This is a genomic window from Pseudomonas sp. FG35, from assembly GCF_057809295.1.
The window spans coordinates 24,077-38,417 of record NZ_JBMDJR010000020.1 but is presented as its reverse complement, the minus strand read 5'-3'; the positions used below and the strand labels follow the sequence as shown (position 1 = coordinate 38,417).

16 protein-coding genes are annotated in these 14,341 nt (G+C 61.3%); 2 read left to right on the top strand and 14 right to left on the bottom strand.

Features of this window, described 5'->3' with window-relative positions:
• Nucleotides 1–22: 22 nt before the first annotated feature.
• The 12 genes from ACODTD_RS26570 to ACODTD_RS26515 all read right to left on the bottom strand — a co-directional run bounded on the left by ACODTD_RS26570 (nt 23) and on the right by ACODTD_RS26515 (nt 10,052).
• On the bottom strand, nt 23–328 hold the full coding sequence (locus ACODTD_RS26570) for a YkgJ family cysteine cluster protein (RefSeq protein WP_011335918.1): 306 nt from the start codon (nt 326–328) through the stop codon (nt 23–25).
• Nucleotides 329–380: 52 nt separating this feature from the next.
• Nucleotides 381–872 (bottom strand): DUF2878 domain-containing protein, encoded by a 492-nt coding sequence (locus tag ACODTD_RS26565; protein WP_011335917.1) that lies wholly within the window; start codon nt 870–872, stop codon nt 381–383.
• Nucleotides 865–2,136 (bottom strand): SAM-dependent methyltransferase, encoded by a 1,272-nt coding sequence (locus tag ACODTD_RS26560; protein WP_011335916.1) that lies wholly within the window; start codon nt 2,134–2,136, stop codon nt 865–867. The genes ACODTD_RS26565 and ACODTD_RS26560 overlap by 8 nt, the downstream gene beginning before the upstream one ends.
• Entirely contained in the window at nt 2,123–2,938 is an 816-nt protein-coding gene (locus ACODTD_RS26555; protein ID WP_489105368.1) for a DUF1365 domain-containing protein, read from the bottom strand. The genes ACODTD_RS26560 and ACODTD_RS26555 overlap by 14 nt, the downstream gene beginning before the upstream one ends.
• The gene (locus ACODTD_RS26550) at nt 2,935–4,182 is read right to left on the bottom strand and encodes an NAD(P)/FAD-dependent oxidoreductase (protein ID WP_064384002.1); all 1,248 of its coding nucleotides are present in this window, start codon (nt 4,180–4,182) and stop codon (nt 2,935–2,937) included. Before ACODTD_RS26550 ends, ACODTD_RS26555 begins: the two co-directional genes overlap by 4 nt.
• The gene (locus tag ACODTD_RS26545) at nt 4,179–4,961 is read right to left on the bottom strand and encodes an SDR family NAD(P)-dependent oxidoreductase (protein WP_064384001.1); all 783 of its coding nucleotides are present in this window, start codon (nt 4,959–4,961) and stop codon (nt 4,179–4,181) included. The genes ACODTD_RS26550 and ACODTD_RS26545 overlap by 4 nt, the downstream gene beginning before the upstream one ends.
• Entirely contained in the window at nt 4,958–5,380 is a 423-nt protein-coding gene (locus ACODTD_RS26540) for a nuclear transport factor 2 family protein (protein ID WP_285358756.1), read from the bottom strand. Before ACODTD_RS26540 ends, ACODTD_RS26545 begins: the two co-directional genes overlap by 4 nt.
• A complete protein-coding gene (gene phrB, locus ACODTD_RS26535; protein WP_285358757.1) occupies nt 5,373–6,818 on the bottom strand; it encodes a deoxyribodipyrimidine photo-lyase in 1,446 nt (481 codons plus the stop codon). Before phrB ends, ACODTD_RS26540 begins: the two co-directional genes overlap by 8 nt.
• 20 nt (nt 6,819–6,838) lie before the next feature.
• Nucleotides 6,839–7,780: a MerR family transcriptional regulator gene (locus ACODTD_RS26530; RefSeq protein ID WP_011335910.1), complete on the bottom strand. Its 942-nt coding sequence runs from the start codon at nt 7,778–7,780 to the stop codon at nt 6,839–6,841.
• Nucleotides 7,780–8,742 (bottom strand): YbgA family protein, encoded by a 963-nt coding sequence (locus ACODTD_RS26525; protein ID WP_285358758.1) that lies wholly within the window; start codon nt 8,740–8,742, stop codon nt 7,780–7,782. Before ACODTD_RS26525 ends, ACODTD_RS26530 begins: the two co-directional genes overlap by 1 nt.
• A 111-nt stretch (nt 8,743–8,853) precedes the next feature.
• Nucleotides 8,854–9,069 carry a TIGR02450 family Trp-rich protein gene (locus ACODTD_RS26520; protein WP_064383996.1) on the bottom strand — a complete coding sequence of 72 codons (216 nt, stop codon included), beginning with the start codon at nt 9,067–9,069 and terminating at the stop codon, nt 8,854–8,856.
• Nucleotides 9,066–10,052, bottom strand: coding sequence for an NAD(P)/FAD-dependent oxidoreductase (locus ACODTD_RS26515; protein ID WP_179693763.1), 987 nt, complete (start codon nt 10,050–10,052; stop codon nt 9,066–9,068). Before ACODTD_RS26515 ends, ACODTD_RS26520 begins: the two co-directional genes overlap by 4 nt.
• A gap of 197 nt (nt 10,053–10,249) precedes the next feature.
• Between ACODTD_RS26515 and ACODTD_RS26510 the strand changes: the two genes are divergently transcribed.
• Together ACODTD_RS26510 and hemH are read left to right on the top strand one after the other, a co-directional pair.
• The gene (locus ACODTD_RS26510) at nt 10,250–11,152 is read left to right on the top strand and encodes a TIGR01777 family oxidoreductase (RefSeq protein WP_285358761.1); all 903 of its coding nucleotides are present in this window, start codon (nt 10,250–10,252) and stop codon (nt 11,150–11,152) included.
• Between the two features lie 13 nt (nt 11,153–11,165).
• A complete protein-coding gene (gene hemH / locus ACODTD_RS26505) occupies nt 11,166–12,191 on the top strand; it encodes a ferrochelatase (protein WP_011335905.1) in 1,026 nt (341 codons plus the stop codon).
• Nucleotides 12,192–12,301: 110 nt separating this feature from the next.
• Here the strand turns inward: hemH and ACODTD_RS26500 are convergent, their stop codons facing one another.
• Together ACODTD_RS26500 and upp are read right to left on the bottom strand one after the other, a co-directional pair.
• A complete protein-coding gene (locus ACODTD_RS26500; protein ID WP_221615244.1) occupies nt 12,302–13,576 on the bottom strand; it encodes a uracil-xanthine permease family protein in 1,275 nt (424 codons plus the stop codon).
• A gap of 2 nt (nt 13,577–13,578) precedes the next feature.
• The gene (gene upp, locus ACODTD_RS26495) at nt 13,579–14,217 is read right to left on the bottom strand and encodes a uracil phosphoribosyltransferase (protein WP_011335903.1); all 639 of its coding nucleotides are present in this window, start codon (nt 14,215–14,217) and stop codon (nt 13,579–13,581) included.
• Between the last annotated feature and the right edge of the window lie 124 nt (nt 14,218–14,341).

The window sequence follows — 14,341 nt, the reverse complement described above, 5'->3', positions numbered from 1 at the left end:
GCCTGGCGCTCCTTTTTTGTATTCAGCGATACGCCGTGGCAATCCCCTGGCGTTCGTCGATGCATTCCGGCGCGCCCATTTCGAACTCGCGGCAGATCAGCGGACGCTTCTCGTAGATCGTGCACATCATCGTGTCGCGATCCAGCGCCGCGCACCAGCCGTCATCCAGACGCAGCATCACCTCTCCACCCCAATCGTCGGTATCGATAAAACGCTCGGGCACGCCGGTATCGGTGATCAGCATCACTTCGAGCTGACAGCAGCAGGCTGCACAGGTCGAGCAGGTGACAACGGGCTCGGCGATCTGCCGATGGGGAATGGTTTTCATGGCGCCAGTGTACGGTAGTGGCCGATGACCGTGTGAAAGGCCTGACAGGCGTTTACCTTGCCAGCCGCCGGGACAATTGGTGCAACAGCGGAAACAGCAATCCCCACAGCAGCGCGATGCCGATCAGGGTCGCGAGCTCTCCGAAGGGAAATTGCACGCCAGCCAGTCGTCCGCCGGCGCCATAGGACAACGCGCCCCCTGCCGCCCCCAGCAGACTGGCCAGCCACCATGGCCTCGCGCTCCATTGCAGGCAATGACGTAATGTCGTGGCAAACAACGCCCACAACAACATCAGCCACAGCGGAATCAGCGGCGACAGATCCTTGAACTCGAAGACCCCGAGACCGCGCAGCGTACTGTCCACCGTCGTGCCGATAATCACAACGCAGAGCAACAGGCGACCTTCCTGCGCCCAGCTGCTGATCCAGCGCAGATGAATCACCAGCACCGCCAGCGCCAGTAGCAGCCAAAGGCTGTCGCCACCGAGCACGCAGGCCAGCCAGCCGATCTGGAACAGCACCGCGTTGGCCAACCGCTCAAGCATCGAACCGGCCCAGCAAAGGCTCGGTCATCGCCGCCGGTTTGGCCAGCACCAGTTGTGCGGTGCCGATGGTGCGCTCGAGGAATCCGCCCTCGCAGTAACACAGGTAGAACTCCCACAACCTGAGGAAGTAATCGTCATAGCCCAGTTCGGTCAGACGGCCGTGAGCATGGCGAAAGTTCTCGTGCCACAGGCGCAGGGTGCGGGCGTAATGCAGGCCGAAATCTTCCATGTGCAGCAGGTTCATGTCGGTGTCGCGGCCGACGATTTCGAGCATTTTCTGCACGCAGGGCAGGGCACCGCCGGGGAAAATGTAGCGCTGGATGAAATCCACCCCGCGGCGTGCCTGTTCGTAGCGCTGTTCGCGGATGGTGATCGCTTGCAGCAGCATCAGGCCGTTGCTCTTGAGCAGCTGCGCGCATTGCTTGAAGTAGGTCGGCAGGAAGCGGTGGCCGACCGCTTCGATCATCTCGATCGATACCAGTTTGTCGTACTGGCCGGTGAGGTCGCGGTAATCCTTGAGCAACAGCGTCACCTGATCCTGCAAACCGAGGCGTTCGATGCGCGCGGCAGTGAAGGCGAACTGCTCCTTCGACAGCGTGGTGGTGGTGACTTTGCAGCCATAATGCTGCGCCGCGTAGAGCGCCATGCTGCCCCAACCGGTGCCGATTTCCAGCAGATGGTCGCCGGGCTTGAGCGCGAGTTTCTGGCAGATCCGCTCCAGCTTGTTCAGTTGCGCCTGCTCCAGGCTGTCGTCAGGGCTGAGGAACTGCGCGGCCGAATACATCATGGTCGGGTCAAGAAACTGCTCGAACAGGTCATTGCCCAGATCGTAATGAGCGGCGATGTTTTTCTGCGAGCCCTTGCGCGTATTGCGGTTGAGCCAGTGCAGCCCGCGCACCAGCGGGCGACCGAGCCGGGCCAGGCCACCTTCCATTGCGTCGAGCACTTCAAGGTTGCTGACGAAGACCCGCACCACGGCCGTCAGGTCCGGCGAGCGCCAGTAGCCATGGATGAAGGCTTCGCCCGCACCGATCGAACCATTGCCGGCGACCAGGCCCCAGACGGCCGGATCCAGAACTTGAATCTCGCCCACCAGGGCGCTGCCCGGCGTGCCGAAGACGTGGCGCTCGCCGTCCTCGATGACGATCAGTTGACCCTGCTTGAGCTGCTCCAGCTGGCGCAGTACTCCCCGGCGCAGCAGCGAACCGCTCAGGCCGTGAGGGCTGAACAGGCTGGCTTTGGCCGAGACGCTAGTGGATTTCATGGTGGCGTTCCTCGGTCGGTACAGTGGCGGTTCGAAAACGGTCGTCGGCGCCCTGGTGGTCATACACCGGGGTGCGCTTGAGCAACAGGCGCAGCGCCTGCCAATAGATCGCCAGCGCGGTCTTGGCTGTCATCCAGGGAAAGCGCCACAGGTGTCGGTGCAAGTGGCTTCGATCAAGGGGGTCGCGTCGCAGGTCGAGGGTGGCGTCGAACAGTTTTTGCTCACCCTGCCAGTCGGCCATGTGTACGCCCAGGGTCTGCGCGGCCGGGCTGAAGCTCATGCGGTATTCCAGGTCCGGCGGCAGGAACGGCGACACGTGAAAGGCCTTGGTCACGGCAAAGTGCTGGTGAAAGTCCTGCAGCTGAGTCGGCGCTCGAGCCGGCAGCACGTAGTGATAACGCTCGCGCCACGGCGTGTTGCGGACTTCGCAGAGAATCGCCGCCAGTTGGCCGTCGGCCTCGTGGCAATAGAAAAAACTCACCGGGTTGAACGACAGGCCCCAGCTGCGCGGCTGGGTCAGCAGGCAGATCGAACCTTGCGGCGCATGGCCCAGGGCTTCCCCGACCAACTGGCGCACCGCTTCGCTCAGGCGTATACCCCGGCCGGTGAAGGTTTTCAGATAGTCGGTTTCGCGAAATGAAAACGGCGCAAAGCGGCTGGTGCCCGCCAGTCGGGACAGGCCCAGCACGGTCTCCTGTTCAGCCAGATCCAGATACAGCATGCCGATCCGGTAACGAAACTCATGACGGCGCGGTGCGAATCGCCGATGGGCAATCCAGCCACTGTAGAGCGCGCTGTTCACAGACTTTCTCCGAAGGCTGCGGCCACGCGCAGGGCGCTGACCACGCCGTCCTCATGGAAACCGTTGGCCCAATAAGCGCCGCAATAATGCGTGTGTTGCGCGCCGTCGATTTCAGCCCAGCGCTGTTGTGCCGCCACGGCCGCGAGGCTGAATTGCGGGTGGGCATAGGTGAAGCGCGCCAGCACTTTGGACGGCGTGATGCCAGCGCTCTGGTTGAGGCTGACGCAGAACGTGGTGTCGCTCTGGATGCCTTGCAGAATGTTCATGTCGTAGGTCACGGCCGCCCGGGTATGACCGGCTCCGCCGAGGCGATAGTTCCAGCTGGCCCAGGCCCGCTTGCGCGTGGGCAGCAGACGGGTGTCGGTGTGCAGCAGCACTTCGTTGTCGGCGTAGGGCAGGGCGCCGAGGATTTCCCGCTCTTTATCGTCAGGACTTCCCAGCAGGCGCAGGGCCTGGTCGCTGTGGCAGGCCAGCACCACTTTGTCGAAACGTTCGATGCCGGCCGGGCTGTGGATAACCACGCCGTGCGCGTCGCGATCGATCCGGCCCACCGGACAATTCAGGCGGATACGCTCCTTGAATGATGCGGTCAACGGCGCGATGTAAGCGCTGGAACCACCCTCGATGACCTGCCATTGCGGACGGTTGCTGACCGACAGCAACCCGTGGTTCTCAAAAAAACGCACAAAGAACTGCAACGGGAAATTGAGCATCTCGGCCATCGGCATCGACCAGATCGCTGCGCCCATCGGCACGATGTAATGCAGGATGAAGCGCTCGCCGTAAGCGCCGGCCTTGAGGTAATCGTCGAGTGTGGTGTCCGCGGTGATCCGCTGTTCGGCAAGGTCGCGCCGGGCTTCTTTATTGAACCGCAGGATGTCGCGCAACATGCCCCAGAATCCGGGCGACAGCAGATTGCTGCGCTGGGCAAACAGGCTGTTCAGGTTGTTGCCGTTGTATTCCAGACCGGTGTCCGGATCGTTGACCGAAAAGCTCATCTCGGTGGGTTTGAACGTCACACCCAGTTGGCCAAGCAAACGGATGAAGTTGGGATACGTCCAGTCGTTGAACACGATGAAGCCGGTGTCCACCGCATACTCGCGCCCGTCCACGGTCACAGGCACGGTGTGCGTGTGGCCGCCGATCCGGGCGTCGGCTTCGAACACCGTAATGTCATGCCGACGAGCGAGCAGATAGGCACAGGTCAAACCGGCGATGCCGCTGCCGACAATGGCGATCTTCATGTTGCGTCCTTGAGCGGAGGGTTGCTGCGCACCATGCGTTTGCCAATTGCCAGTTGTACCCGCGCAGGCATTTTCGACAGTGGCCACAGAACCGCCATGAACAGTGCCGGAAAGGCGATTTCCAGCGGTCGATCTTTCAGCTTGGCGAAGATGTGCCGTGCGGCTTTATCCACAGGCCAACTGAGAGGCATCGGGAAATCATTTTTGGCGGTCAGCGGTGTCTCTACAAAACCGGGGCTGATCACGGTCACTTCAATGCCTTCGTCCGCCAGATCGATACGCAGGGACTCGAACAGATAGCGCAGCCCGGCCTTCGATGCGCCATAGGCTTCGGCGCGGGGCAGCGGCACATAGGTCACCGAGCTGGCCATGCCCACCAGATGCGGTGCCGTCCCTTTGCGCAGCAAGGGCAGCGCGGCTTCGATGCAATAGCTGCTGGCGAGCAGGTTGGTGCGCACCACGTGCTCGATGATCGAGGCGTCGAACTGCCGGGCATCGACGTACTCACAGGTGCCGGCGTTGAGGATCACTGTGTCCAGCGCGCCCCAGTCCATGGCGATCTTCTCGCCGATTTCCCGGACAGTCTGGCTGTTGGTCAGGTCTCCCGGCACTACCAGCACCTGGCCCGGATAGCGCTGTGCCAACACTTTGAGCGGCGCGACCTGTCGGGAACTGACCGCCAGATGTGCGCCGCTCTTCAGAATTTCTTCCGCAAGTGCCGCGCCGATGCCACTGCTGGCACCGGTCAGCCAATAACGCCGTGGAGCTGTACGACTCATCCCAATCTCCTTTTCAGCCAAGCGATCACCCGACCCAATATGGGTAAATGTTCATAAAGCAGTGCTCCGGCATCGAAGTAATCCCGATGACGGTAGACCTTGTCGCGCCAGAGCAGGTGCGAGCAGCCGGAGACTCGAATCAGTTGCCCGCTGGCCAGGCGCGGGTGGCGGTAGCTCATGACCCAGCGCAAATAACCTTCGCCGTCGCCGATCTGGTCGAAACCATGGAAATCAAAGCGCAGTTCGTTGACGTTGGCGTACAACTCGCTGAAGTAGCTGCGCAGTTGCGCCAGTCCCTGCACTTCGTGCAGCGGATCGGTGAAATGAACGTCCTCGCTGTACAGTTCGTCCAGTTTGCGCAAGTTGTCTTTATTCAACTGTGCGAACCGCTGGGCAAAACCGCGCAGAAATTCACTCATCGCTCTCTCCTTGAGACGACCGCGACGGCAGGTTCTTGAAGGCTGCCAGCGCCCGCTCCCGCGATGTGCTCAGATTGACGATCGGCGGCGGATAGTCCGCGACGCCGAACAGCCCGCCGGCACTGGCCGGGTTGTGTACGTCTTTTTTGTTCAGTCCGGCCAGCTCCGGCAGCCAGTGCTTGATGAACAAGCCTTCGCTGTCGAATTTTTCCGACTGGCTGACCGGGTTGAAGATGCGAAAGTACGGCGCCGAGTCGGTGCCGGTCGAGGCGCTCCACTGCCAGCCGCCGTTGTTCGCGGCCAGGTCGCCGTCGATCAGGTGGCGCATGAAGAAACGCTCGCCTTCGCGCCAGTCGATCAACAGGTTCTTGGTCAGAAACATCGCCACCACCATTCGCAGGCGGTTGTGCATCCAGCCGGTTTCCAGCAGTTGGCGCATGGCCGCGTCGATGATCGGCAAGCCGGTGCGGGCCTCTTGCCAGGCGGCCAGGTCCTCGGGGGCATTGCGCCAGGCCAGGTCTTCGGTTTCCGGACGGAATGCGCGATGCCGTGAAACCCGCGGATAGCCGACGAGGATGTGTTTGTAAAACTCACGCCACAGCAATTCATTGATCCACGTGACAGCGCCGACCTTGCCGCTTTCGAATTCGCCCTGATTGCTTTGCAGGGCCGCGTGCAGGCATTGGCGCGGCGAGATCACGCCGGCGGCCAGATAAGCCGAGAGCTGGCTGGTGCCGGGTTTGGCCGGGAAGTCACGTTCGCTCTTGTAATAGTCGATCTGTGCATCGGCGAACGTGTCGAGGCGTCGCCGGGCCTCGGTTTCACCGGCGGGCCACAGGGCGCGCAGGGATGCGCCGGGAGTCGGGAATCCTTCGATGGCTTCTGGAACGGGGTCGCTGGCGATGTTCAGCGCTGACTGTTTGCCCGGCGCCTGTTTCAGCGAAGGCATCGAACGGTGCAGGTGCTCGTAGCAGACTTTGCGGAACTGACTGAACACCTGAAAGTAAGTGCCGGTGCGGGTCAGCACGCTGCCGGGCTTGAACAGCAATTGGTCGAGGTAGCTATGGAACGTTATGCCTTCGGCTTGCAGCGCCTTGGCAACGGCTGCGTCGCGACGGCTTTCGTTGATGCCGTATTCCTCGTTGACGTGCACTGCCTCGATCTTCAGTTGCCGACACAGCTCGAGCAGCACCACCGGTGCCTGATCCCAGTGAGGCGCGGTGCGGATCAGGAGCGGGATGTTCAGGTCGCCGAGGCTTTTGCTCAGCTCGTGCAGATTGCGCAGCCAGAAATCGATCTTGCACGGCGCGTCGTCATGTTCCTGCCATTGCTGCGGGCTCAACAGGTACACGGCCACGCTCGGGCCACGCTCGGCGGCGGCTGCGAGGGCAGTGTTGTCATGTTGGCGCAAGTCGCTGCGCAGCCAGATCAATTGCATGTCGGTTTCTGTCTGAATCATTAAATCAACCCACGCTGAACGAGTGCCCGATGCGCCGAAAGAGGATCTTCGGCCAGCAGCAGATCTGCGATTTCGGAAGTTCTGGCGGACAACTCGGCGTGGTGAATGCACACCGTGGGTCCGGCAATCAGTTTCGGGCAACTGATGCCATTCAACAGTTTCGGCAGTTGGGCAAGGTTCAGGGCTTTGCTGGAATACAGCAGTACGCCACGGGCTTGCAGGGTATCGGTTGCCAATGCCAGTTCGCCGGCCGGCAGCGGCCAGTCGAGTACTTGTACCGGGCAATCGGCGCTGCTGATGAGCCAGGCGCAGAGCCACAGATGCGGCTCCAGCGCCAGATCCGATTGATTGACCAGCAGCAGCGGCGCAGTGCGCAACTGACGGTTGTTATGGTAGATGCGTGCGCCGAATTTACTGCGCAACCAGGCATAAAAGAACACGCGCTCCATCTGCGCGCCGAACTGGCCCTGCCAACGTTGTTCGAGATCGCTCAGCAGCGGCAGCAACAATTGCTCGCACAGGGTGCGTGGCGGATACAGCGCCATCGCCTGGTTGACGCTGTCGTCAAGGCTGCGCTCGTTCAGTTGAGTGACCGCCAACAGGGCGGCCTGACGCAGGGGATGCCATTCGTCTTCCACCGGTTCGTTCAAGGCCTGCGCCGTGTCGAGCAGCGGTTTGACCTGGCTGACCGCTACGCCACGGTTGAGCCAGGTGAGAATATTCTGGATACGCAGCACATGATCGGCGTTGTACAGGCGATGGCCCTTGGGCGTGCGTTGCGGCACGATCAGCCCGTAGCGCCGTTCCCAAGCGCGCAGGGTGACGGCATTGACGCCGGTCTGACGCGCGACTTCGCGGATCGGCAGCCAGCCTTCGTCGAGGGCTTTCTTGAAGTCGGCGCCGAGGTCTTCCCGGGCGCTGGTGTCGGGTGAGTCGTTCATCAAATGGCGTTTCGCAGGCTGAGGTTTTCCGGATGCGGCTGCAGGTACACCTGCTGCGCAATGTAGGGATCCGGGTGGAGGCGAAAGTGATGCTTGAGCAGCGTCAGCGGTACCACCAGCGGCACGATGCCGTGTCGGTATTGGCCGATGATGTGCTGCACTTCCTGTTTGTCTTCTGGGCTGATGGCCTGCTTCAGGTAGCCACTGATGTGCTGCAGGACATTGCTGTGGGTGCGGCGGGTGGCGCATTTCTTGAGTGCCGCCATCAGTTCACTGAAATAGCGTGGGCCCACTTCGATCGGGTCGGTCCGGCCCATGTTGCCCAGCAGATTGCCCAGCGCCTTGTATTGCACCGGATTGTGAGCCATCAGCAGGTATTTGTAGCGCGAATGGAAGTCGGTGAGCGCGCGGCGGCTCAAGCCTTGCTTGAGCACTTGCTGCCATTCGCGGTAGGCGAGTACGCGGGTGATGAAATTTTCCCGCAGCACCGGATCGTTAAGACGCCCGGCTTCTTCCACCGGCAGGTCCGGATGCCGTGCACAGAACGCGTCGGCGTAAATACCGCGCCCGCCACCATTCACCGGTGCGCCGTTGGCGTGGTAGACCTTGACCCGCTCCAGTCCGCAGGACGGCGATTGCTGCATGAAGATGTAGCCGCAGATGTCACTGAGTTCCCCGGCCATTTTCTCGCCGTAAGCGGCCAGTGGCTGGGTAACATTGATCGATGGATTGACGGTGCCGACCGCATCAGGCTTTTGCGGGTCGCCCACCAGACGAATCGGCTCGCGGGGTATCCCGAGACCAATCGCTACCTCAGGACAGACGGGAACGAACTCAAAATGCTCGGCCAGGGTGCGGCTGCACAAACGCGATTCCTTGTGGCCGCCGTTGTAGCGAACTTCGGCCCCCATCAGGCAGGCGCTGATGGCGATTTTTGGCAGGGACGTCGATGAGTCGGACATGCAACAACCTCGAATCTGATCCTGTACAGACGAATAGATCTGTACAACATTCTCTCAGCATAGATTCATGGGTGTACAAGTCAAACTTTTTGTATAAGTTTTTTGAGGTTTTTAGCGCCAGCCCATTTTCCAGTGTGAGTCATCCTGCAAAGCGCGCCAGTCGCATTGCTCGGTACGCCGGGTGAGCACAGCCTGCAATTCGATTTCCAGCACCGTACCGTCCTCGTCACGGAACAGTTCGGTCACCAGAAAATGCTTTTCACGGTTTTGCGGGTGGGCTGCTGTCCATTTCGACAGCAGCAATTTGCGCGGATTGATACGGTTCACTGCAAGTGTTCGTGCAAGCGTCTTGCCGCCTCCTGACCACTGAGCCATGCCCCTTCGACCCGACCCGACAGGCACCAGTCACCACAGGCGTACAGACCCAGGTCGGCGTCGGCCAGGGTGCCCCATTCATGACTGCTGGCCGGCCGGGCATAGAGCCAGCGGTGGGCGAGGCTGAAGGTCGGGGCCGGCATGGCGCTGTGCAGCAATTCGGCAAAGGCGCCGTGCAATTGTTCGATCACCGCTTCCTTGGGCAGGTCAATGTGCTGCCGGCTCCAGGCACTGGTGGCGTGCAGGACCCAGGTGTCGCAGGTGGTCTCGCGTCCCGGTTTGCTGCGGTTGCGGGCCAGCCAGTCGAGGGCGCTGTCCTGGACGAAGCAGCCTTCGATCGGCGTATCCAGCGGTGTGTCGAAGGCGAGGGCGACGGCCCAGGTCGGGTCCATTTTCACTCCGGCGGCGGCACCGGCGAGTTTCGGCGCAGCGGCCAGCAGGGCTGTGGCCTGCGGCGCCGGTGTGGCGATGACGACATGGCTGAACGGCCCGTGGGTGAAACCTTCGGCGTCCTGCAGGTGCCAGTGTTCTTCACCGCGATAGACCTCGGTGATCCGACAAGCAAAGTGCACTTCCAGTCCGTCGAGCAGACCCCGGGTGATGGCGCTCATGCGCGGCGTGCCGACCCAGCGGGTCTGTTCGTCCGGCGACAGGTTCAACTGCCCGCCATGAAAGGTGTAGAGCTGCGGTGCCCATTCGGCGACCCAGCCTTTGCTTTGCCAGCGCTGGACTTCGGTCACGAAGCGTCGGTCACGGGCAGTGAAGTATTGCGCGCCCATGTCCAGCGAGCCGGCATCGCTGCGCTTGCTCGACATGCGCCCGCCGCTGCCGCGGCTTTTATCGAACAACTGGACGGTATGCCCGGCATCCGTAAGAGCCTGGGCGGCGGAGAGTCCGGCGATGCCGGTGCCAATGATTGCGATAGGTACAGTCATAGGGGCCTCGTTTACCTTTCTGTACAGACTACGCCGTGGATGAAACCTGTACAATTCTGTTTTTTGGTATAACTTCCAGCGTTCTGGTTCTGACAGCTTGGCCTATGGTTAAACAATAGAGCCTGCCCGATAGAAAAGATCCCTGTTTATAAAAATAGACTAGTGATCAGGGTAAAACGCCACGCGAGGAAGAAGTCATGCGCATATTGCTGACCGGCGGTACTGGATTGATCGGACGCCAGCTTTGCCGGCACTGGTCCGGGCAGGGGCATCGCCTGACGGTCTGGAGTCGTCGTCCGGAAAAAGTCGCGAACATCTGTGGTGCCCAGGTGCGTGGCATTGCGCGTCTGGAGGACCTTGGCGACGAGCCGGTCGACGTGATCGTCAACCTCGCCGGCGCGCCAATTGCCGACCGGCCGTGGACCCATCGACGCAAGGCGCTGTTGTGGAGCAGCCGGATCTCGCTGACCGAATCGTTGCTGGCGTGGCTGGAAAAACGCGGGCAGAAACCGTCACTGCTGATCTCGGGTTCGGCCGTGGGTTGGTACGGTGACGGCGGCGAGCGCGAGTTGACCGAGGACTCGCCGCCGGTGATCGACGATTTCGCCAGCCAGTTGTGTATCGCCTGGGAAGAAACTGCGCAACGCGCCGAAGCAATGGGTATTCGCGTGGTGCTGGTGCGCACCGGGCTGGTGCTGTCGGCCGAGGGCGGCTTTTTGTCGCGCCTGCTGCTGCCGTTCAAGCTCGGGCTGGGCGGGCCTTTGGGCAACGGTCGGCAGTGGATGCCGTGGATTCATATCGACGATCAAATCGCCCTGATTGATTTTCTTCTGCACTGCAATCAGGCGAGCGGTCCTTATAATGCGTGCGCGCCGAAACCGGTGCGCAATCGCGAGTTCGCCAAGACGCTGGGCAGTGTGCTGCACCGCCCGGCGTTCATGCCGATGCCGGCCCTCGCCTTGAAGGTCGGGCTCGGCGAGATGTCATTGCTGTTGCTGGGTGGCCAACGGGCCATGCCCAAGCGCTTGCTGGAAGCGGGATTCACTTTCCGGTTCACGGATTTACGCGCGGCCCTGGACCATCTTTCCAGCCGCCTCTGAAATAGGACGTTGCATGACCGATCACGCCTTGCTTCTGGTCAACCTGGGTTCGCCGGCCTCCACTTCGGTGGCCGACGTGCGCCGCTATCTCAATCAATTCCTGATGGATCCTTACGTGATCGACCTGCCGTGGCCGGTGCGGCGTCTGCTGGTGTCGCTGATCCTGATCAAGCGCCCCGAGCAGTCGGCCCACGCCTACGCCTCGATCTGGTGGGATGAAGGCTCGCCGCTGGTGGTCCTCAGTCGTCGCCTGCAGCAGCAGATGAAGGCGCAATGGACCCACGGCCCGGTTGAGCTGGCCATGCGTTACGGCGAGCCGTCCATCGAGACAAATCTGCTGAAACTGGTCGCGGCGGGACACAAACGCATCACCCTCGCGCCGCTTTATCCACAGTTTGCCGACAGCACCACGACCACCGTGATCGAAGAAGCCAAGCGTGTGGTGCGCGAGAAAAAACTCGATGTGCAGCTGTCGGTGTTGCAGCCGTTCTACGATCAGCCGGAATACCTCGACGCGCTGGTGGCGAGCGCCAGACCGCACTTGCAGCAGGATTACGATCACCTGTTGCTGAGCTTCCATGGTTTGCCGGAGCGGCACCTGACCAAGCTTGACCCGACCGGTAACCATTGCTTCAAGAATGAAGATTGCTGCAAGAATGCTTCGGCTGCTGTATTGGCCACCTGTTATCGCGCCCAGTGCCTGCGCACAGCGGCGCTGTTCGCAGAACGCATGGGCCTGCCGGACGGCAAATGGTCGGTGTCGTTTCAGTCGCGGCTGGGCCGGGCGAAATGGATCGAACCCTACACCGAAGCGCGGCTGGATGAGCTGGCCAAAAGTGGCGTGAAGAAGATTCTGGTGATGTGCCCGGCGTTTGTCGCCGATTGCATCGAGACCCTGGAAGAGATCGGCGATCGCGGCAAGGAGCAGTTCCGCGAGGCGGGGGGAGAAGAGTTGGTGCTGGTGCCGTGTCTGAATGACGACCCGCAATGGGCGAAGGCGTTGGCAACGTTGTGTGAACGGGCGCCATTGGCTCTCTAGCAGGAGTCAAAAGCTTCGCGAGCAAGCCCGCTCCCACATTTGATTGCATTTCAATGTGGGAGCGGGCTTGCTCGCGAAGACTGACTGTCAGGCGATGAAGATCTAAAAGTTTAGATCAGCGGCTCATCCGCCTTCTTGTGTTTCCAGCTGTCGTTGCCCGGCAGCAGCAGGTTCAGCGCAATCGCCACCACCGCGCACAGCGCGATGCCTTTGAGGCCGAAGTCGTCCGGGCCGGTCCCGGTGCCGACCAGCACACCGCCGATACCGAACACCAGGGTCACCGAAACGATCACCAGATTGCGCGCTTCGCCCAGGTCGATCTTGTGACGGATCAGGGTGTTCATCCCCACCGCCGCGATCGAACCGAACAGCAGGCACAGAATCCCGCCCATCACCGGCACCGGAATGCTTTGCAGCAGGGCGCCGAACTTGCCGATGAACGCCAGGCTGATGGCGAAGATCGCCGCCCAGGTCATGATTTTCGGGTTGTAGTTCTTGGTCAGCATCACCGCGCCGGTCACTTCCGCGTAGGTCGTGTTGGGCGGACCGCCGAACAGGCCGGCTGCCGTGGTGGCGATACCGTCACCGAGCAGGGTGCGATGCAGGCCAGGCTTCTTCAGGTAATCGCGACCGGTCACGCTGCCGACCGCAATCACGCCGCCGATGTGTTCGATGGCCGGGGCCAGCGCCACCGGGACGATGAACAGGATCGCCTGCCAGTTGAACTCCGGCGCGGTGAAATGAGGAAGTGCAAACCATGGGGCCGCCGCAATCTTCGCGGTGTCGACGACACCGAAATAGAAGGACATGGCGAAACCCACGAGCACACCGGAAATGATCGGCACCAGACGGAAAATGCCTTTGCCGAACACCGCCACGATCAACGTGGTCAGCAGCGCCGGCATCGAGATCATCATTGCGGTCTGGTAATGGATCAGCTCCGAGCCGTCGCCAGCCTTGCCCATCGCCATGTTCGCGGCAATCGGCGCCATGGCCAGGCCGATGGAGATGATCACCGGGCCAATTACGACTGGCGGCAGCAGACGGTCAATGAACCCGGTGCCTTTGATCTTCACGGCCAGGCCGAGGAAGGTGTAGACGAAACCGGCCGCCATCACGCCGCCCATGGTCGCGGCGAGGCCGAACTGGCCCTTGGCGAGAATGATCGGGGTGATGAAGGCGAAGCTCGATGCCAGGAACACCGGCACCTGACGCCCGGTGACGATCTGGAACAGAATCGTGCCTAAACCTGCGGTAAACAGTGCCACGTTCGGGTCCAGGCCCGTGATCAGTGGCATCAGCACCAGGGCGCCGAAAGCCACGAACAGCATCTGTGCGCCGGACAGCACCGTACGCCAGAGCGGATCGTTGAACTCTTGCTGCATGCTTACGCGTCCTTCTGCTTGGTGCCGAAGATCTTGTCACCGGCGTCGCCAAGCCCAGGAATGATGTAACCGTGCTCGTTGAGTTTCTGATCGATGGACGCGGTGTAGATGATCACGTCCGGGTGGGCTTGCTCGACAGCGGCAATGCCTTCCGGCGCGGCAACCAGCACCATCGCACGGATGTCCTTGCAACCGGCCTTCTTCAGCAGGTCGATGGTCGCGACCATGGAGCTGCCGGTGGCGAGCATCGGGTCGATGATCATCGCCAGGCGTTCGTCGATTTCCGGAACCAGTTTTTCCAGATAGGTGTGGGCCTGCAGGGTTTCTTCGTTACGGGCAACGCCGACGGCGCTGACTTTCGCACCCGGGATCAGGCTCAGCACGCCTTCGAGCATGCCGATGCCGGCACGCAGGATCGGCACGACGGTGATCTTCTTGCCGGCGATTTTCTCGACCGACACGGTGCCGCACCAACCTTCGATATCGTAGGTTTCCAGCGGCAGGTCTTTGGTAGCTTCATAGGTCAACAGGGCACCGACTTCCTGAGCGAGCTCACGGAAATTCTTGGTGCTGATGTCTGCACGGCGCATAAGGCCAAGTTTGTGACGGATCAGCGGATGGCGGATCTCTTGGATGGACATGGGGAAAGGCTCCGGCGGCGGGCAAAAAAACCGGCCTAGATTAATCTATCCGAGGGTGATGTCCTATAGGACATACAGTACGTTAGTCCACAAATGCTTGATTCGGCCGTGCGGGATGCGTACC